The sequence below is a fragment of the Mesorhizobium sp. M2A.F.Ca.ET.043.02.1.1 genome, assembly GCF_003952405.1.
Lineage (GTDB): Bacteria > Pseudomonadota > Alphaproteobacteria > Rhizobiales > Rhizobiaceae > Mesorhizobium.
This window is the reverse complement of record NZ_CP034445.1, coordinates 2,477,238-2,496,340: the sequence shown is the minus strand read 5'-3', so window position 1 is coordinate 2,496,340 and position 19,103 is coordinate 2,477,238. Positions and strand designations below refer to the sequence as shown.

At 60.5% G+C, this 19,103-nt stretch carries 13 protein-coding genes and 1 pseudogene; all 14 read left to right on the top strand.

Annotated features, from left to right (window positions below; genetic code table 11):
* Window positions 1-336 precede the first annotated feature (336 nt).
* The 14 genes and pseudogenes from EJ068_RS11920 to EJ068_RS11855 all read left to right on the top strand — a co-directional run bounded on the left by EJ068_RS11920 (window position 337) and on the right by EJ068_RS11855 (window position 19,063).
* A complete protein-coding gene (locus EJ068_RS11920; protein ID WP_126080685.1) occupies window positions 337-2,643 on the top strand; it encodes a S9 family peptidase in 2,307 nt (768 codons plus the stop codon).
* A gap of 833 nt (window positions 2,644-3,476) precedes the next feature.
* Window positions 3,477-6,998, top strand: coding sequence for a Ulp1 family isopeptidase (locus EJ068_RS11915; RefSeq protein WP_245454737.1), 3,522 nt, complete (start codon window positions 3,477-3,479; stop codon window positions 6,996-6,998).
* A gap of 206 nt (window positions 6,999-7,204) precedes the next feature.
* Window positions 7,205-9,228, top strand: a pseudogene (locus EJ068_RS11910) (conjugal transfer protein TraG).
* A 116-nt stretch (window positions 9,229-9,344) separates the two neighbouring features.
* The gene (locus EJ068_RS11905) at window positions 9,345-9,758 is read left to right on the top strand and encodes a CopG family transcriptional regulator (protein ID WP_095488561.1); all 414 of its coding nucleotides are present in this window, start codon (window positions 9,345-9,347) and stop codon (window positions 9,756-9,758) included.
* Window positions 9,755-10,723, top strand: coding sequence for a P-type conjugative transfer ATPase TrbB (gene trbB / locus EJ068_RS11900; RefSeq protein ID WP_024502850.1), 969 nt, complete (start codon window positions 9,755-9,757; stop codon window positions 10,721-10,723). Before EJ068_RS11905 ends, trbB begins: the two co-directional genes overlap by 4 nt.
* A gap of 12 nt (window positions 10,724-10,735) precedes the next feature.
* Window positions 10,736-11,044 carry a TrbC/VirB2 family protein gene (locus EJ068_RS11895; protein ID WP_126057781.1) on the top strand — a complete coding sequence of 103 codons (309 nt, stop codon included), beginning with the start codon at window positions 10,736-10,738 and terminating at the stop codon, window positions 11,042-11,044.
* Window positions 11,044-11,316 (top strand): VirB3 family type IV secretion system protein, encoded by a 273-nt coding sequence (locus tag EJ068_RS11890; protein ID WP_024502852.1) that lies wholly within the window; start codon window positions 11,044-11,046, stop codon window positions 11,314-11,316. Before EJ068_RS11895 ends, EJ068_RS11890 begins: the two co-directional genes overlap by 1 nt.
* A complete protein-coding gene (gene trbE, locus EJ068_RS11885) occupies window positions 11,310-13,760 on the top strand; it encodes a conjugal transfer protein TrbE (protein WP_126057782.1) in 2,451 nt (816 codons plus the stop codon). The genes EJ068_RS11890 and trbE overlap by 7 nt, the downstream gene beginning before the upstream one ends.
* Window positions 13,757-14,482, top strand: a complete 726-nt coding sequence (gene trbJ, locus EJ068_RS11880) for a P-type conjugative transfer protein TrbJ (protein ID WP_024502854.1) — start codon at window positions 13,757-13,759, stop codon at window positions 14,480-14,482. Before trbE ends, trbJ begins: the two co-directional genes overlap by 4 nt.
* A 33-nt stretch (window positions 14,483-14,515) precedes the next feature.
* Window positions 14,516-15,838, top strand: coding sequence for a P-type conjugative transfer protein TrbL (gene trbL, locus EJ068_RS11875; RefSeq protein ID WP_126057783.1), 1,323 nt, complete (start codon window positions 14,516-14,518; stop codon window positions 15,836-15,838).
* Window positions 15,839-16,570, top strand: coding sequence for a conjugal transfer protein TrbF (gene trbF, locus EJ068_RS11870; protein WP_126063930.1), 732 nt, complete (start codon window positions 15,839-15,841; stop codon window positions 16,568-16,570).
* Window position 16,571: 1 nt separating this feature from the next.
* The gene (gene trbG / locus EJ068_RS11865) at window positions 16,572-17,597 is read left to right on the top strand and encodes a P-type conjugative transfer protein TrbG (protein WP_127232321.1); all 1,026 of its coding nucleotides are present in this window, start codon (window positions 16,572-16,574) and stop codon (window positions 17,595-17,597) included.
* On the top strand, window positions 17,594-18,808 hold the full coding sequence (locus EJ068_RS11860; RefSeq protein WP_126057785.1) for a TrbI/VirB10 family protein: 1,215 nt from the start codon (window positions 17,594-17,596) through the stop codon (window positions 18,806-18,808). Before trbG ends, EJ068_RS11860 begins: the two co-directional genes overlap by 4 nt.
* Window positions 18,809-18,820: 12 nt before the next feature.
* Window positions 18,821-19,063: a DUF2274 domain-containing protein gene (locus tag EJ068_RS11855; protein ID WP_126057786.1), complete on the top strand. Its 243-nt coding sequence runs from the start codon at window positions 18,821-18,823 to the stop codon at window positions 19,061-19,063.
* Window positions 19,064-19,103: the final 40 nt, after the last annotated feature.

The following is a 19,103-nucleotide window of genomic DNA, read 5'->3' as shown; positions in this document are numbered from 1 at the left end:
GATTGTCGAAATAGCACAATCTGCCGGGGTGACATCCGGCCCGACTAGAGCAGGACCTTTCAGATGATGCAGAAAAGCAAGCGGCCATACTCGCGGGGAAATAGTCGCGTCAGGGCTGCATGGACGCTCTTTCCTGGTTGTTTCGGCGACGGACGCCAACTCTTCAATCGGCACCCGAACCAGTGCCTGGATGTCCAAGGAGCGCCCCTGTTGCGCGTGCCTGGCTGCACCCGCGTGCTGGCTCTCCTCCAAGGCGACGCTCGGCGCTGCTGCAGACCGGCGACGAGAACCCAACTTCAAAATTAGCATTCCGAAAACCGAAAGAAGTGAACAGGTATGTCCAGGATCGGCGCTTTGACGCGCGCGGCATGGCGATCGGCAACTCAGACGCTGGCCAAGGGTTCGAAAAGTTTACACCCGACGCTAGCGCCGGCCGATTTCAAGCGCGCACTTACGATCAACGATCGATATGGCGGGCTCACTGTCAATGTCCCCAAAATGCCTTTCTGGCTGACCGGGGGTGAAGCCTTCGTCTACCGCCGGACTAGCCACGGCGAGCAGCAGTTCATGCAGGTCGATGCTGCCACGGGTTTCAAGCGGCCCGCTTTCGATCAGGCGCGTCTGGCGGCAGCGCTAAACAAGGTGAGCCATGAGAGCTATCAAGCCGGCAATCTTCCGTTCGACCGTTTCGAACTGAGTGAGGATGGTCGCAGGCTCGACTTCCAGATTGAAGACACCCGGTGGAGCTGCGACCTTGCAAGCTATGACTGTACCAGCACCACATTCGATGCAAGGAAAGGGGACCGTAGGGAGCTCAGCCACCGCTACACGCCGCCAGCGGAGAACAACCCCGACAAGAGCAACGCGTCGCCCGACGGCAAATGGATCGCCTATATCAAGAACTGCAACGTTTTCCTGCGCAGCGAGGACGGATTGCAGGATGTTCCTCTGAGCCGGGACGGAGCCGAAGGCAATTGCTACGTCTTTTCGACGCTGAGCTGGTCGCCGGACTCGCGCCACCTCGCCGCTTACCTTGTTCGCCCCGGCTATAGGCGAGAGGTCCGCTACCTCAATTCATCGACGGACCAGTTGGAGCGGGAATATTCAACAATATTCTATCCCAGGCCGGGCGATGTCCTTCCGCTGCCCCAACCAGTCCTGTTCGACATTGCCGGCCGGCGCCAGATCGTGATTGACGGTGCCCTCTTCTCGAACGTCTTCGAACTTTCCCCTCTCCGGTGGTGGGCGGACAGCCGCGGCTTCACTTTCGAATATAACCAGCGCGGGCATCAGCTCTATCGCTTGGTCGAGGTAGACGCCGCCTCGGGCCGCGGGCGCTCCCTGATCGATGAGACCAGCGAGACATTCGTGGATTATTTGCCGCTGGGGCATGGCCAGGAGGATGCCGGAAAAATCTTCCGTTACGATGTCGATGACGGGAAGGAGATCATCTGGGCATCAGAGCGCGACGGGTATGAGCATTTGTATCTTTTCAACGGCCGGACAGGCGCGCTCGAAAACCAGATCACCCGAGGTGAGTGGGTCGTCCGGAGGGTCAACCATGTCGATCCGGTGAAGCGTCAGATCTGGTTCGAGGCGAGCGGGATGAACTCGCAGGAGGACCCCTATTGGGTCCATGCTTACCGCATCGGCTTTGACGGCAAGGGACTGACTGCACTGACGCCCGAACCGGCCAACCACCATATCGAGTTCTCGCCTGACAGGCGCTATTATGTCGATCTCTGGTCACGCATCGATCTGCCCCCGCGCATGGCACTCTACCGCGCCAGCGACAATGCCAAGCTCCAGCAGATCGAGACGGCCGACATTTCCGAGCTCGTCGCCGCAGGCTGGCAGCCGCCGCTCAGTTTCCATTCCAAGGGGCGCGACGGCAAAACTGACATCTGGGGTGTGCTCCACCTGCCAGCCAACTTCGACCCGACGAAGAAATACCCGGTTGTGGAGAATATCTATGCTGGACCCCACGGCTCCTTCGTCCCAAAATCCTTCTCGCGGTGGACAGAGCCGCTCACGCAGCTGGGCTTCGTCGTTGCTCAGATCGACGGCATGGGCACCAACAACCGCTCCCGCGCCTTCCATGATGTTGCTTGGAAGAATCTGAAGGACGCAGGATTTCCCGATCGCATTCTGTGGCACAAGGCGGCGGCCGCGCAATATCCATGGTACGACATATCCAACGTCGGCATTTTTGGCGCATCCGCCGGCGGCCAGAGTGCAGTCAGCGCGCTGCTCTTTCACCCCGATTTCTACAAGGTCGCCGTCGCCAAAAACGGCTGCTTCGACAACAGGATAGACAAGACCTGGTGGAATGAACTGTGGATGGGGTGGCCGGTCGGCATTGAATATTCGCAATCCTCCGCCGTTGACAATGCTCACAGGCTGCAGGGCAAGCTGATGATCGCGGTCGGCGAAATGGATGATAATGTCGATCCGTTTTGCTCGTTCCAGCTTGCCGATCGACTCATCAAGGCAGGAAAAGATTTTGACATTGTCTACGTTCCTGGTGCCAATCACCATACTCTAGGCACCTACACCGAGCGCAAACTCCTAGACTTCTTCGTTCGCAACATTCTCGGTCAGACCCCGCCCGACTGGAACAGCAAACCGATCGAGCTGGAGTAGCTTGTGGCTCTTGCAATTGTTAGCTCGCCTTATCGGCTGTAATCAGGGCGAGGCGCGAGCAAATCTGCACCGAAGGACGATCGTGGAGTCTAGGACTTGCGCTGCGTATTGAGGATAGGCTCGCCGCGACGTTGGTCTGAGCAAACTGCTTGATAGGCACGCCTGCAGACCGCGTGTGTGCGATTGCAAGATCCCCTATCAGCCTGGTGTGAAGCGTTCAGGGGAAAAGCCGCACCCAACGCCGCTTCCGCTCGCCGTAACGCTACGGCGGTGCGGCCCACCCGATCCGCTCGACGAGCATAGGAACACATAGGTCCCCGAACGGACGATTACCTTGGCAATAGAAGACCCTCGTCGGTCATCGCCGCTGTGGGTGGCAGCCCGTCGGTCTGGAGCTGCCACGATTCTCATCCTCGCGTCACATATGAGCTGAAGCTTTCCGGATCGGGTATCCAATCGGCATCCAGTTGCTCGGCGATATGGTTGAATTCTACCTCAGGACAAGAGTGAGTAGAGCAGCCCCGCTACGAAAATCCTATCCTGGTTCGTTTGACGCATCGACTATTCAGATTGATTGGCGTGATACCCGGCGCGGCCGCAACACGCTAGGCCGTCAACCGCTGAGCAGAAAACCAGCCTTCGCCTTCCGCGGCGGCGGACCTCGTCAGCCTTTCGAAAGCTTGCCTGAGTAGGTTGCTCATGTGATCTGTGGAAGTGAGGCTAGCGTGCACCCGTACAAACTGGACATTCATCGTAGCAGCTTGGCTGCAGGTGCAGCACGCCGTACCGCACGAGCAAGCGGACAAGCCGGCCAAGCCGGTTTTGAGCAGCACTTGGGCGAATTGCAGGCGGCGGATGAGTTGATGAGTGCACCAGGCGAGGATGTCCTCGTCAATGGCTCGCATGGCAAAGGTGAGTTGAGACCAACGAAGAGGCAGAGGATCCAAAGCAATCTGCAGCATGCTGTCACTGAGCGGCAACCAGGTCAGGTTGGTGACTCAGGCGCTCGCGCGATGATGCAACTCCCTGCCCATCAGGTGGGTACATCGGAACGGGAGGCGCAGCTCGCGATGCAGGGGGATGAGCACGAATACACCCCAGCGCCGCATCTCGATGGGTCGATGCCCTCGACAGTGCAGCCGGATCGTCCAATTGTGGCCCCCGACGGTGCCGACAAGCGTCCTGTTTATTCCAACGATGCCACCGCCATCGAAGGGCTGAAGTCTGCACTCCTTGCGGGTAAAGCCAGGCCGGACACGGTCACTCGCAGCGCAAATTCTCTTTTCGGCTTTAGTCGTTGGCTCTTTCAAAACAAAAAGCCAGGGTTTGCTGCTCGGCTTTACCATCCGTCGCTGAGCCAGGATCTCGAGGAGTACGAGAGTAGGGGTGGTTCCTCCACAGTGGCTGGCGCACTGCGTCAACTGATGAAGCCGATAGGCGGAGCCGCCCCGATTGTGGGTCGCGCTGTCCTGAACCCCCATCCTGACGACGCCGCGCTCACTAGACATTTCAGATCCGCGAGCGGCTACGCAACTGCTCTTAACCATTTCAGTCATTACCTACGTCAAAATGACAAGCTCGGGATTGCGGGCCGGATTTACGATGAATCGCTGGATAAAGATGTTGAGAGCTACAAGGCCGCCTCCTCTACTCGTGGAGCTCCGATCGAATCTGCACTGGTTTATATCCGCAAGCACCCGCCGCGCGTTATACTCGGGAGTCATCTGGAAAACGCGGTCAGCATGGAGGCTCGTCCCCGTGGCGACGCTGCTCAGCATACCGCACCACAGCAGGGATTCGATTGGCCAGAGGAGCTCCTGCCGGTAGGTTATAAGGAGGGCACCGATCTACCATTGTCTCTCGCCCCAACCGCGCACCAACACCAAGCACCCGACTTTGGAGAGGCCGTCCCTCACTTGAACTGGCGCCACGGCGACCAGGGCGCCCCGGAGGGGCTGGTAGCTGCACGGGACAGGAGCAGCCCGCTGCCAAGCGAGGCGGTGCCACATAAATCTGGACGGGGACTCGCTACGCAGCCCAGATTGTGGGCGGAGAAATCCGCCTCGCCAGAGCTCTTTCGACGGCGGGCGGAGCAGGCTCTGCCGGCGTCCGCCAGAGGTGTGGAGACATCCTCCGCGGTTGATGAAGCCGCCGCTCGCCAAGCTTTGGCTTGGTTGCAGCAGGAGATGGAGGGGATCGAACCGATGCAGGATCCTCATAAGGTGGCTACACCGGAATCTGAGGCGCAGCTCGTCAGGCAGAGGGATGAACACGAATCCACCCCAGCACCGCATCCCGGAGGTGGTGGTTCGATGTCCTCGACAGTGCAGCCGGATCGTCCAATTGTAGTCCCCAACGGTTCCGACAAGCGTCCTGTCTATTCCAACGATGCGACCGCTATCGAAGGGCTGAGGGCAGCATTCCACGCGGGTAAGGCCAGCGCGAACACGGTCACTTTCAATGTAAATTCTCTTTTCGGCTTTAGTCGGTGGCTCCTTCAAAACAACAAGCCAGGGTTTGCTGCTCGGCTTTACCATTCGTCGCTGGATCAGGATCTCAAGGAGTACGAGAGTACGGGTGGTTCCTCCACCGTGGCTGGCGCACTGCGTTACCTCAAGAAGTCGACAAGCGGAGCCCCGATTATGGGTCGCCCTCTCGTGATCCCCTATCCTGACGATGCCGAGCTCATTAGAGATTACAGAGCCGCTTCGACCAAGGAGTACCTGGCAGCGCCTGCGACCGGACGGAATCCAGATACCGTGGGCGGCTATACAAATTTTCTTAGACATTTTAGCCAGTATCTGCGTCAAAATAACAAGCCTGGGATTGCCGCTCGGATTCACGACAAATCGCTGGATAAAGATGTTGAGAGCTTCAAGGCTGTCTCCTATGGTAATAGACTAAGTATCGGTTCTGCATTGGCTCACCTCCGGGATATCCTGCCGCGCATTGTGCTCGGGCGCGAAACTGTCCTTGCTGCTCATCCGGCAGACGCAGTCACCAGGCGCGTTGGGGCCGCTGCTGAAGCTGGGCCAGCGGCACCGGCAAGAGCTCCCCAACCCGCCTCGCCAGCAACCGCTAAGCTGCCAGGCACCTACCGCGGCCTTCCACTGGTTGATGTGACCACACTGACGACCAGTTCCTCTGGGGCTCAGATCGGGGCGCTCGATCCGACAGCCCCGTCCAACGTTGCAACGGGGCGGGTGCTCGGCGCCGCCGAATGGCTGAGCGACGCCCATGTCCAGAGAGATTACAATTTGCTGGAGCGGCAACTGCAGGGGATCAATCCGGCGCTCGCTGCCCGGACTCGGCTGGTGGATCCTTCCGTATCCCATCTACTGCGACACACGTCGCCGCAAGACGCTCGAGGCATATTGCAGTCCATCTATAATCAAAACAACGCCACAGCCGACTTCCTGTTCTTGCCAGTGAATAATGGCACGGCTACTAGCCCCGGCACCCATTGGTCGCTGCTGCTCGTTGATCGCCGCGACCCCGAAAGGCGGTTCGCCTATCACTACGACTCCCTCCAGCGAGAGGGATATAACGACGTGCCTGCAAAACAGCTCGCAGGACTGCTGAATGCTACCTTGGCGCCAGCCCCCATGGCCAGACAGACGAACCATTATGATTGCGGCGTATTTGTCCTGGAGGGCACGTGGGCGCTGGTTGAACGATTGGTGAAAGGGCAGCGGCCAGACCACGAGCCGCTGCCCCTCGACAACCTCGTTGCCGATCGGCAGGCGCTGCAAGACCGGCTAAGGAGGCGCTTGCCGCACGAGGAAGAGCCGCGGCAGCTGCTGGAGGATGAACCCGCCTCCCCACCGATGATGGCATTCGAGCCAGGGGAACTGCGGCAACTGTTGGAAGACGAGCCTGACTCCCCACCAATGATGGCGTTCGAGTCAGGGGAACTGCGGCAACTGTTGGAAGACGAGCCTGCCTCCCCACCAATGATGGCGTTCGAGTCAGGGGAACTGCGGCAACTGTTGGAGGACGAGCCTGCCTCCCCACCAATGATGGCGTTCGAGCCAGGGGAACTGCGGCAGCTGTTGGAGGATGAACCCGCTTCCCCACCGATGATGGCGTTCGAGCCAGGGGAACTGCGGCAGCTGTTGGAGGATGAACCCGCTTCCCCACCGATGATGGCGTTCGAGCCAGGGGAACTGCGGCAACTGTTGGAAGACGAGCCTGCCTCCCCACCAATGATGGCGTTCGAGCCAGGGGAACTGCGGCAACTGTTGAATGATGAGCCTGCCTCCACTTGGGCACAAATCAATTCGACCCCACATGCGCGAGCGGACGGTGTTCATCAGCCAGCCCAGGCGCCCTGGCTCCCTGAACGCAGAAGATAACTTTGCGGAGGAGCGGTCACGCAACTGTCGGCGGCGCCGGGCCTCAGGGTGAATGGAGAGGATGGTGTCGCGTGAAGGCGCAACACGCGTGCTGACCGACCTGCATAGTAGGAAGTCGTTCATTGCTCCCAAATCGTATGTGAGGAACATTCCTGTCCCGGCTGCACCGCGCGATGCTAGGTCGCGTTGTTCAGCGGGCCAAGCCGATGACACCTACGAAGCTACTGATCGGGCAGATCGCCGTTGTGTGCGCAATTGTCATTATCGGCGTATGGACGGCAACCCAATGGTGCGCTCAAATGCTGACCTACCAGACGCCTCTCGGCGCACCATGGTTTCTCTTCGCCGGCTGGCCAATCTACAAGCCGTGGAAGCTGTTTGAATGGTGGTTCCACTTCGATGCTTATGCGCCGGAGGTCTTCGACAAAGCCGGTACGCTTGCAGGCGCCAGCGGATTCCTGGGCTGTGCCGCCGCAATCGCAGGCTCGCTTTTGCGCGCGCGACAGCGCGGGTCGGTTACGACCTATGGGTCTTCACGGTGGGCCACGACTCATGAGGTCGAGACGGCAGGGTTGTTACGGCCGGCGGGCGTTTTCCTCGGTAGGCTGAACGATCGCTATCTGCGCCATGACGGCCCGGAGCACGTCATGGCATTTGCGCCGACGCGTTCGGGCAAGGGCGTGGGGCTGGTTGTTCCAACGCTACTTTCCTGGACCGGGTCTGCCATCATTCATGATATAAAAGGCGAAAATTGGCAGTTGACCTCCGGCTGGCGGTCGAAATTCTCGTACTGCCTTCTGTTCAATCCGACCGACCCGAGATCGGCACGCTACAACCCGCTGCTGGAGGTGCGCAAAGGCCCAGATGAGATCCGGGACGTTCAAAACATCGCCGACATCCTCGTCGATCCCGAGGGCGCGCTGGAGCGACGGAATCACTGGGAGAAGACCAGCCATTCACTCCTAGTTGGCGCCATTTTGCACGTGCTCTACGCTGAAGAGGACAAGACGCTAGCCCGCGTCGCCACCTTCCTGTCGGACCCGCAACGCTCGTTTGCCGCAACGCTACGGCGGATGATGACGACAAACCATCTCGGGACGGGGCATAACCCTCAGGTCCATCCCGTAGTGGCCTCGGCGGCTCGCGAACTCCTGAACAAGTCGGAAAACGAGCGCTCAGGCGTCCTCTCGACCGCCATGTCCTTTCTTGGGCTTTATCGTGATCCAACGGTCGCGGCGGCCACTTCGTCCTGCGACTGGCGCATCGCTGACCTAGTGGATGGAGAGCGACCGCTGTCGCTCTATCTGGTCGTGCCGCCTTCGGATATCTCGCGCACCAAGCCTTTGGTGCGACTGATCTTGAACCAGATCGGCAGGCGGTTGACGGAGCGTCTGGAGGGGACCCGAAGAAGAGCCGTAAGCATCAGCTGCTCATGATGCTGGACGAGTTTCCGGCGCTCGGTCGCCTCGACTTCTTCGAAACGGCGCTCGCCTTCATGGCAGGTTATGGCATTCGCTCCTATCTGATCGCACAATCTTTGAACCAGGTTTCAAAGGCCTATGGCGAGAACAATGCTATTCTCGACAATTGCCACGTGCGAATTGCCTTTTCCTCCAATGACGAACGCACGGCCAAGCGCATCTCGGATGCCCTCGGCACCGCAACCGAACTTAGGTCGATGCGCAACTATGCGGGCCATCGGCTTGCGCCCTGGCTTTCACATGTCATGGTGAGCCGCCAGGAAACCGCGCGCCCGCTCCTGACGCCAGGCGAGGTGATGCAATTGCCGCCGTCAGACGAATTGGTCCTGGTTTCTGGGTTGCCGCCGATCCGCGCCAAGAAGCTGCGCTATTATCAGGATCAGAATTTCACAGATCGGGTGCTGCCTGCGCCGGTGCTGCACGACGGACCCTATGCGGACTGCCCTGCATCACGCCCGGACGGCTGGACTGGACAAGTGTGCAGCGTCGATAGCCGACTTGCTGCGGACGAGGAAAGCGCCGACGCGCCAGTTGAAGACGAGGGAGGCGTTCAGCAGCAACGCCATCCAAGCCTGCCCGAAGAAGACGTTGTTGTCTCTCAAGAGCCCGATCAGGCCGATCTGTACAAGCCCGCAGACGATGACAGCGAAGCGCTCGCGGACAAGCGTGTCATGGATCGGATTTCCACTGCGGCCCGCGCCTACGGTATCAACGAGGGCAGGGGCGACGATGTCATTCCCGGCTTCTGAAGTCCGCTGAGTTGCAGAGCGCACCTCAGCGTAGATAACGGCCATAAGCAATTTTGAGCGTCTGGCCGATGCTTCTCCCGTCGCCGGCGCAACGCCGGGCCGTCGGAACGAGCCGCATGAAGCCGCACCGCATTCGCCATCAGTTTCTGCTTGAGCCGGAGCTCAGCGAGAAACTGGACAACCTCAGTCGCGATCCGTCAACGACCAAATCAGCGATCGTGGCGAAGGCGATCGAGGCGTTCATCGAGCGGCGTGGCGAGAGCGAGTTCGATCGGCGCTACGGCGTAAGGCTTGACCGGCTCTCCCGCGATCTTGCCCACGTCAGGCGCGATTCCGAGGTGATCCTGGAGAGCCTGGCGCTCTTCATCCGCTTTTCGATCACCCTTCACGCCCACACGCCGGTCCCGGATCGGGCAACGCAGGCTATTGCCCAAGAGCGTTTCGAGAAATTCGTTGAGAAGGTCGGCCGCCAGATCGCTTCCGGCAAAAAGTCGCTTAGCAAAGACAATGGTGGGGGAGGGGAAGGATGAGCTCTCATCCCGAGGCCGACCACCGGCGGCGTGTCATGCTGCGCACCGCCATGGGTCCGGCAATCACCGAAGCCCTGGCCGATCCGTCCGTCATCGAGGTGATGGTCAATCCCGACGGCGCGCTGCGACTCGACCGGTTAGGCGAAGGTCGGGTCGATACCGACGTTCACATGCACCCGTCCGAGGCAGAACGTATCATCCGCCTGGTTGCTTCGCACGTGCGCGCCGAGGCGCACGCCGACAACCCGATCGTCAGTGCCGAATTGCCGTCTGGCGAACGCTTCGAAGGCCTGCTGCCACCTGTGGTGTTGGCGCCATGTTTTGCCATCCGCAAGCCCGCCGCGAAAGTCTACACCCTGGCCGACTATGTTGCCGAACGCATCATGCTGCCGCTGCAGGCCGATGCGCTGAAAAAGGCCGTCCGCGAGCGGCGCAACATGCTGATCGCCGGCGGCACTTCCTCGGGGAAGACAACACTCGCCAACGCTCTGCTGGCTGAAGTCGCCGAATGCGACGATCGGGTGATCCTGATCGAGGACACACGCGAACTGCAGTGCGCGGCCAGGGACTGCGTTGCCCTGAGAACAAGGCGGGGCTCGGTCACCCTTGCCGATCTCGTGCGCTCGACGCTGAGGCTCAGGCCGGACCGCATCATCGTGGGCGAGGTGAGGGGCGCGGAAGCGCTCGACATGCTGAAGGCATGGAACACCGGGCACCCAGGCGGCATCGCTACCGTACACGCCAATTCCGCGCGCTCGGCTCTCTATCGCATTGAGCAACTCGCCCAGGAAGCGGTGGTCACCGTTCCCCGCCGGCTCATCGCTGAGGCGATAGATCTGATCGTCTTCATAGCGGGACGCGGCTCGTCGCGCCACATCGACGCAATCGCCGAGGTCACCGGTCTCGACGGCAGCGGCGATTACGCCGTTGCCCCGCTCACGCTTTCGCAACTCCAGCAGCTTTGAAAGGCCTTCCTCATGCGCAAGAAGCTTCGCTTTCTTTCGTCCACAGCGCTCGCGTTTCTTAACACGGCCCCGGTTTATGCCGCCGGCTCCGGCATGCCGTGGGAGCAGCCGCTGCAGCAGATCCTGGAGTCCGTGCAGGGACCGGTCGCCAAGATCGTTGCGGTGATCATCATTATCACCACCGGCCTGACGCTTGCCTTCGGCGACACCGCCGGTGGTTTTCGGCGCCTGATTCAGATCGTCTTCGGTCTGTCAATCGCCTTCGCGGCATCGAGCTTCTTCCTCTCCTTCTTCTCCTTCGGTGGTGGGGCGCTCGTCTGATGGCCGCCGGGGAGCAGCATATCGAGGGCTTCGCAGTACCGGTCCACCGGGCGCTGACCGAGCCGATCCTGCTCGGCGGGGCTCCGCGCGCGGTGGCGATCCTCAACGGTACAGTGGCCGCGGCCATTGGCTTCGGCTTGCAGCAATGGATTGCTGGTCTGGTGCTTTGGATCGCAGGCCACTCGTTAGCGGTGTTTGCCGCAAGACGCGATCCGGACTTCGCCAGCGTGCTTGTGCGCCACCTACGTCTGAAGGGGTGGCTTGCATGCTGAACCTTTCGGAATATCGAAGCAAAGCCGACCGGCTTGCCGACCATCTACCCTGGGCTGCCTTGGTGGCGCCCGGCATCGTGCTCAACAAGGACGGCAGCTTTCAGCGGACGTTGCGGTTCCGCGGCCCGGATCTCGAAAGTGCGACGGAGGCTGAACTCGTCGGCATTTGCGCCCGGGCGAACAATGCTCTCAGACGCCTTGGCTCTGGCTGGGCATTGTTCTTTGAGGCCGAGCGCACAGAAGCGCTGGGCTATCCGAACTCGCATTTTCCTGACGCCGCGTCGTGGCTGGTCGACGAAGAACGCCGCGCTGCTTTCGAGGGGAAGGTAGCGCACTACGAGAGCCGCTATCATCTGACCTTGGTGTTTATGCCACCGCCGGACGCCCAGGCGCGCGCAGAAAGCGCGCTCGTCGACTCTCATTATTCCCGAGGAGAAAGAGACTGGCGCCAGGATCTGGCGAGGTTCCGTGACGAGACCAACCGCGTGCTCGATCTCTTCTCGGGTTTCATGTCCGAAGTACGCGTCCTCGATGATGCTCAGACGTTGACCTACCTCCACGGCACGATTTCGCCTCGTCGCCATCCTATCATGGCCCCGGAAACGCCGATATATCTGGATGCAATCCTGGTCGATGCGCCGCTTACCGGTGGCCTGGAGCCGATGCTGGGTGAGCAGCATCTTCGCACACTGACCATCCTCGGCTTTCCGAACCTCACCCGGCCCGGAATCCTCGATACCCTCAATCATCAGGATTTCGCCTATCGCTGGATGACGCGCTTCATTCCGCTCGAGAAAACGGAAGCCACGAAGACGCTGACGCGATTGCGCCGGCAGTGGTTTGCCAAGCGCAAATCGATCGTGGCAATCCTACGCGAGGTCATTACCAACGAGCCGGTCCCGCTTGTCGATAACGATGCCGACAACAAGGCGCTCGATGCCGACGAAGCCCTTCAGGCATTGGGCGGTGATCATGTGAGTTTCGGCTATCTCACCACCACCGTGACGGTGTGGGGCGAGGATCGCCAAGCCGCTGCAGAGAAGCTTCGCGCGGTCGAGCGCATCATCAATGGGCTCGGCTTCACCACGATCCGAGAAGGCGTCAATGCGGTCGAGGCTTGGCTCGGCTCATTGCCTGGCCATGTCTACGCTAACGTTCGCCAACCGCTCGTTCATACATTGAACCTTGCCCATCTCATGCCGCTGTCGTCGGTTTGGGCCGGTCCTGCGACAAACGAGCATCTCGCGAAAGTCACCCAAACCGAAGCGCCACCGCTTTTCGTTGCCGAGACCAGTGGGTCGACACCGTTTCGGCTTTCCACCCACGTCGAAGATGTCGGCCACATGCTGGTTGTTGGTCCGACCGGCGCCGGCAAGTCGGTTCTGCTTGCTCTGATTGCTCTGCAGTTCAGGCGCTATGCCGGCGCCCAGGTTTATGTCTTCGACAAAGGCAATTCGGCCCGTGCTGCAACACTTGCCATGGGTGGAGAACACCACGCGCTAGGAGCGGACGGTTCCCTTGCCTTTCAGCCACTGCGCAGCATCAACGACCAGGCTAGCCGAAGCTGGGCGGCCGAATGGATCGCCAGCCTTGTTGCCCACGAGAACGTCACCGTCACGCCGGAGGTGAAGGAGGCTATTTGGTCAGCGCTGGCCAGCCTTGCCACCGCGCCGGCGCAGGAACGCACACTGACCGGTCTTTCGGTCCTGCTTCAATCCAATGCGCTGAAGACCGCATTGATGCCCTACACGCTCGACGGTCCCTTCGGCCGCCTGCTCGATGCCGATCATGATGGGCTGGCCTTGTCGGATGTGCAGTGTTTCGAGACCGAGGAGTTAATGCACAGCCAAGGCGCTTTGCTGCCGGTGCTTACCTATCTGTTCCAGCGACTTGAGGAACGGTTCGACGGACGGCCCACGCTGATCATGCTCGACGAGGCGTGGGTCTATCTCGACAATCCGCTGTTCGCCGCCCGCATCCGCGAATGGCTGAAGGTGCTGCGAAAGAAGAACGTGTCGGTTGTCTTCGCTACGCAGTCGCTGGCTGATATCGCGGGCTCTGGCATAGCGCCGGCAATCATCGAAAGCTGCCCGCAGCGCATTTTCCTTCCCAATGATCGTGCCGTGGAACCCCAGGCGCGCACAGCCTACGAGCGCTTCGGTTTAAGCGAGCGGCAGATCGAATTGATCGCCCGCGCCACGCCGAAGCGTCAGTATTATCTGCAATCGCGCCGCGGCAACCGTCTGTTCGAGCTCGAGCTTGGCCCCATCGCTCTTGCGCTTTGCGGTGCTTCCGATCCGGCCACGCAGACTCTGATCGACAGGATCATGTCCGAAGACGGGCAAGGCAGCTTTGCCTCGCAGTTCCTGATCGCGCGCGGCCTCGATTGGGCCGGCGAACTTCTCAAGCAATTCCCTCAACCAGACAAGGAGCAATTCTCATGATGCGGCGACGCCTTCTCTCCGGCCTGATCACCGTTTCCCTGATCGCCAAGCCTATGGCCGACTATGTGCAGCCCGCGTACGCCCTTATCGTGTTCGATCCGTCCAATTATGCGCAGAACGTGCTGACGGCCGCGCGCGCATTGGAGCAGATCAACAACCAAATCCAGTCGCTGCAGAATCAGGCGACCATGCTGCAGAACATGGCGCGCAATCTTCAGCGTCTGGATTTCTCTTCCGTTGGCCAACTCACCGGTTCGCTCCATCGCATCGACGGCTTGATGGACCAGGCGAGTGGCCTCAGCTTTGATCTGGGCAAGCTTCAAGACCAGTGGCGCAGCCAATATCCGGAAAGCTACGACGCCACGATCAAAGTCAGCGATGTGGCGAGTGCTGCGCGGGAGCGTTGGCAAACCGCCATGCAGGCGTTCCGCCAGACCATGGGTGTCCAGTCGCAAATCGTCGAGAACGTCCGCGCCGACGGCGATCTGCTCGCCGATCTCGTCAACCGCAGCCAAGGGGCGGCCGGTGCGCTTCAGGCAAGCCAGGCCACCAACCAGCTGATGGCGCTTTCGACAAAACAGCAGATGCAGATCCAGACGCTGCTCGCAACGCAGTTTCGAGCTGAGGCCGAGGATGCCGCCCGCAAGGCCCAGTCAGACGAAGCCGCCCGCGAGATGACGAAGCGGTTCTTGGGTACCGGCTCGGCTTATCCCGGCAATTAATCACGAGTTCATCACGACGAGAAAGGCAGCGGCATGAACGACCTTGGCGTCATCGATCGCTTCATGGAGACCTTCATCCGCTACATCGACAGCGGGTTCGGTCTGCTATCGGGCGACCTCGCCTTCCTCACTACCATTCTGATCGGCATTGACATCACACTTGCCGGCCTGGCGTGGGCGCTCGGCGACGAAACCAGCGTTCTCGGCCGGCTTGTCCGCAAGGTGCTCTATGTTGGCGTCTTCGCCTTCATTCTGAACAATTTCAAGAACCTCGCCGATATCGTTTATCGTTCTTTTGCCGGTCTCGGGATTAAGGCGTCGGCCGGCAATCTGTCGGCAGACAATCTCTTGCGCCCGGGCCGCATTGCCGCGACCGGTTTCGAAGGTGCTTGGCCAATGCTTGACCAAGCCAGTCAGCTCCTGGGCTTCCCGGAAATCTTCGGCAACGCACTGACCATCTTCGTGCTGCTGATGGCCTGGTTCCTGGTTATCATCGCCTTCTTCATCCTTTCCATCCAGCTTTTCATCACCATCCTAGAGTTCAAGCTCACCACGCTGGCAGGTTTTGTTTTGGTTCCATTCGCACTTTGGAACCGTTCAGCGTTCCTGGCCGAACGCGTGCTCGGCCATGTTATCTCGTCAGGCATCAAGGTGATGGTGCTCGCCGTCATTGTCGGTATCGGCTCCACGCTCTTCGGGGAGTTCGCTTCCGCATTGCAAGGCAAGGAGCCGGATCTTGCCGGTGCCATGTCCCAGGTACTGGGCGCACTGGCACTGCTTGGCCTTGGCATTTTTGGGCCGGGGATCGCGTCGGGTCTTGTCTCAGGCGCACCGCAGCTTGGGGCGGGCGCCGCCCTCGGCACGACCGCGGCGGCAGCGGGTGTATCACTCGTTGCTGGAGGCACAGCATTTGCTGGCGCGCGTATGGCAACCAGCGGCGGTCTCGCCGCCATCCGAGCCGGCACAACAATGGGATCGGCTGCTTCCACGTCATGGCAGATCGGGCGCGCAACCTCGCCCGACGCTGGCCTCTCCGGTGTGGCTGCTGGAATGCATGGTGTAACCAGTGCAGCTGGCGGCGCCGCTATACGCATAGCGCGATCCGCCACTGCAAGTGTTGGGCGCAACGCCGATGCCGGGCGCGATGCCGCGTGGACCGCGACCGGCGGCGCGCCGACAGCGTCAATGACCGAACGCTCTGCCGGTTCGGCCACTGTTTCGGCGCCGACGTGGGCAAGGCGCCTACGTTCTGAACAGACCGCCCGGGCAAATCGCCACGCTGCCATGCAAGCTGTCCGAGACGGAGACCGGCCGGGAGGCAGCGCCAACCCCTCTCTCAACGACAAGGATGACTAGATGCTCTTCAAGCGACCCGTGCACCGTTACGGCAAAACACCCGAACCGGTCACGCCGTATCAAAAAGCCGCCCAACTGTGGGACGAGCGCATCGGCTCATCTCGACTGCAGGCCAGGAACTGGCGGATCATGGCCCTTGGCTGCCTGGCCTTGGCGACCGGGCTTTCCGGCGGACTCGTATGGCAGTCGATGCAAAGCCGTGTCGTGCCTTATGTCGTCGAGGTCGATGGCTTCGGCGAGACGCGCGCCGTCGCGCCGGCGGTCCGGAATTATGAGCCCTCGGATGCTCAGATCGCCTGGCATCTCGGCCGCTTCATCCAGAATGTCCGTTCCGTTTCCACCGATCCGGTTTTGGTTCGGCAGAACTGGTTGGCAGCGTACGACTTTGCTAGCGATCGCGCAGCGCTCTTCCTCAACGAATACGCCAAGGCGAACGACCCCTTCGGTCAGATCGGAACGCGCAGTGTTTCGGTACAGGTCACCAGCGTGGTCAGAGCCTCCGAAAGTTCATTCCAGGTCAAATGGACCGAGCAGGTGTTTGAGCGCGGAAGCCTTGCCAGCACGATGCGCTGGACTGCGATCCTCACGATCGTGATCCGCTCGCCAAGCAATACGGATCAGCTGCGCAAGAATCCGCTCGGCGTCTTCATCAATGCCATTGACTGGTCACGCGAGCTCGACAGCGCCGTCCCAGCCCCCCTTTCTCCGACGGAGTCCACCAATGAAAGGTAAAATGTCACCGATTCGTGCCGTGCTGATCCTATCGGTGTCGGCAGCGGTCGTTTCCGCTTGTGCATCGAAGAAGGTGCCGCCGCCTGAGATTTCCTATGACGCTGCCGACTTCAAACCGGCCGCGATCGAAAAAGCGCCGGAGAGGCCGATTAGAATTGTCGAGGTGCCAAAACCACTGCCGCTGCCTGGCCAAATGCAGCCCGAGCCCGGCAAGGCCGAGGACAAGCGCCCTCCTGAAGAACGCGTCGCTGATGCCAACAAAGCCGCGACCCAGCAACCCACCAAGTACGGGTATGTTAATGCAGTGCAAGTCTACCCCTTCACCGATGGCGCGCTTTATCAACTCTATGCCGCGCCGGAGCGCGTGACCGACATCGCTCTGCAGCCGGGCGAGAAACTAACCGCCGTGTCGGCTGGCGACACCGTGCGCTGGGTCATTGGCGATACCGCAAGCGGCACCGGTGACAATCAGCGCACCCATGTTCTGGTAAAACCCTTCGCGCCGGGTCTTGCCACCAATGTCGTCATTACGACGGACCGGCGGACCTATCATTTGCAGCTTCAAAGCACCGAGAAGACCGCAATGGCGGCAATCTCCTGGACCTACAGCCAAGACCAGATCATCGCGCTTCGCCAGCGCAATGCTCAAGCCGAGGCAGTTACACCGGTCGCGTCGAACATCGCGCTCGAAAACCTTCGCTTTCGCTACTCAATCAGTGGCGACACACCGCCCTGGAGACCGACGCGAGCCTTCGACGACGGCAGCAAGGTCTATATTGAGTTCCCTCGTCGCATAGATCAGGGCGAGGCGCCACCACTCTTCATCGTCGGCGCAGATGGGAGCAGCGAGCTCGTCAACTATCGCGTGCGCGGCAACTATTACATCGTCGATCGGCTCTTCGCCGCGGCCGAACTTCGCCTCGGCACCAAGCGGCAGCAGGTGATCCGCATCAGCAGGATTGACGGCAGGCAACCGCAACGGCGGATCTCGCTCTTTCGCGGCAGCCGGCGAGGTGAGGGCTCATGATCGAAAATTCCCGCTCTGGCATCCCGCCGAAACTGGATCCCGAGGAACTGCAGCTTCGGGCCTCTCCCCGCCGCGTGGTGCGGTTCAGGCGCGGTGTGATCATCGCTATCGCAGCGCTCGGATCCGGCGCTGTCTTCGGCGTTACCATGATCGCCCTCCAGGGGCCGGCCCTTCGCATCAGGGATCAGGCGGAAGATCTCTACAACACTGAGCGCAAACCAACCGCCGAGGGACTCGATACGCTTCCCCATGACTATTCCGGCATGAAGCCAAAGCCTCCCGTCCTTGGGCTACCTTTGCCGGGCGACCTCGGCCGCCCCATCCTCGAGCGGCAGCGCCAGCTCGGCATCGTGCCGGGCCAAGACATCTCGGCCGAGGAGCAGCGTCTAGCGCAGCAGGCGATCGAAGCGCGTGAATCGCGGGTGCTTTTCCGCGTCGAAAATCGAGCTCAACAGACAGATGTCGGAGAGAGCGTGCAAACTGCTCAGCATCCATTTGAGGCGCTTCCCCAATCCGAAGCAGGACGCGCGTCAGCCTCGGTGGCGGCGGCGGAAGGCGACCAGAACAATCAGCAGCGAAAGCTTGATTTTCTCAGCCAGCGGAGCACTGGCGGGATCTACAATCCGCATGCGCTTCAGACGCCGATCTCGCCATATCAACTGATGGCTGGCAGCGTGATTGCCGCCAGCCTGATCACCGGCATCAATTCCGATTTGCCGGGCCTTGTCGTCGCGCAAGTCACCGAAAATGTGCACGACACGGTCACGGGCAACATATTGCTGATTCCGCAGGGCTCACGTCTTATCGGCGTCTACGACAGCGTCGTCGCGTTCGGGCAAAAGCGAGCGCTGCTGGTCTGGCAGCGCATTCTGCTGCCCGACGGCTCGTCGGCCGAAATCGACAATCTGCCCGCGAGCGACACCGCCGGCTACGCAGGGCTGGAAGACAAAGTCGATTTCCACACTTGGCAGATGATCAAGGGAGTGGCGCTTGCCACATTGCTCGGTGTCGGCACAGAATTCAGCCTCGGCGAAAACGAGAGCGATCTGGTCAAGGCGATCCGGGAATCAGCCCAGCAGAACGCCAGTCGAGCCGGCCAGCGCATCACCGAAAAAAACCTCAATATCCAGCCCACCATCGTCGTCCGCCCAGGTTGGCCACTGCGCGTCATCGTGCACAAGGACATCGTGCTGCGGCCATACGCCAGTTGAGCAGGAGTTATCATGGCTGACCTGAAACTTGGAAAACTTCCGGACCGAACAGCTTCGAAGATCACCATTACCGTCAGCGCGGAGCTGAGCCAAACACTCAAGGAGTATGCTGCACTTTACCGTCAGACCTATGGTCAGTCTGAAACCGTGGCAGAACTCATCCCTTTCATGCTGGCGGCGTTTCTGGAAGGCGACCGAGCCTTTGCCAGGGCCAGAAAAGAACGTCTGCCGACGGAGCTTGCCGGAAAATCGTGACTCCTCCGCTAGGGCAGCTGGAACATTGCCTAGCTGTCGC

Coding starts and splice junctions, on each gene's coding strand:
- EJ068_RS11920 (WP_126080685.1), top strand. CDS start 337: ATGTCCAGGATCGGCGCTTTGACGCGCGCGGCATGGCGATCGGCAACT.
- EJ068_RS11905 (WP_095488561.1), top strand. CDS start 9,345: ATGAAGCCGCACCGCATTCGCCATCAGTTTCTGCTTGAGCCGGAGCTC.
- trbB (WP_024502850.1), top strand. CDS start 9,755: ATGAGCTCTCATCCCGAGGCCGACCACCGGCGGCGTGTCATGCTGCGC.
- EJ068_RS11895 (WP_126057781.1), top strand. CDS start 10,736: ATGCGCAAGAAGCTTCGCTTTCTTTCGTCCACAGCGCTCGCGTTTCTT.
- EJ068_RS11890 (WP_024502852.1), top strand. CDS start 11,044: ATGGCCGCCGGGGAGCAGCATATCGAGGGCTTCGCAGTACCGGTCCAC.
- trbE (WP_126057782.1), top strand. CDS start 11,310: ATGCTGAACCTTTCGGAATATCGAAGCAAAGCCGACCGGCTTGCCGAC.
- trbJ (WP_024502854.1), top strand. CDS start 13,757: ATGATGCGGCGACGCCTTCTCTCCGGCCTGATCACCGTTTCCCTGATC.
- trbL (WP_126057783.1), top strand. CDS start 14,516: ATGAACGACCTTGGCGTCATCGATCGCTTCATGGAGACCTTCATCCGC.
- trbF (WP_126063930.1), top strand. CDS start 15,839: ATGCTCTTCAAGCGACCCGTGCACCGTTACGGCAAAACACCCGAACCG.
- trbG (WP_127232321.1), top strand. CDS start 16,572: ATGTCACCGATTCGTGCCGTGCTGATCCTATCGGTGTCGGCAGCGGTC.
- EJ068_RS11860 (WP_126057785.1), top strand. CDS start 17,594: ATGATCGAAAATTCCCGCTCTGGCATCCCGCCGAAACTGGATCCCGAG.
- EJ068_RS11855 (WP_126057786.1), top strand. CDS start 18,821: ATGGCTGACCTGAAACTTGGAAAACTTCCGGACCGAACAGCTTCGAAG.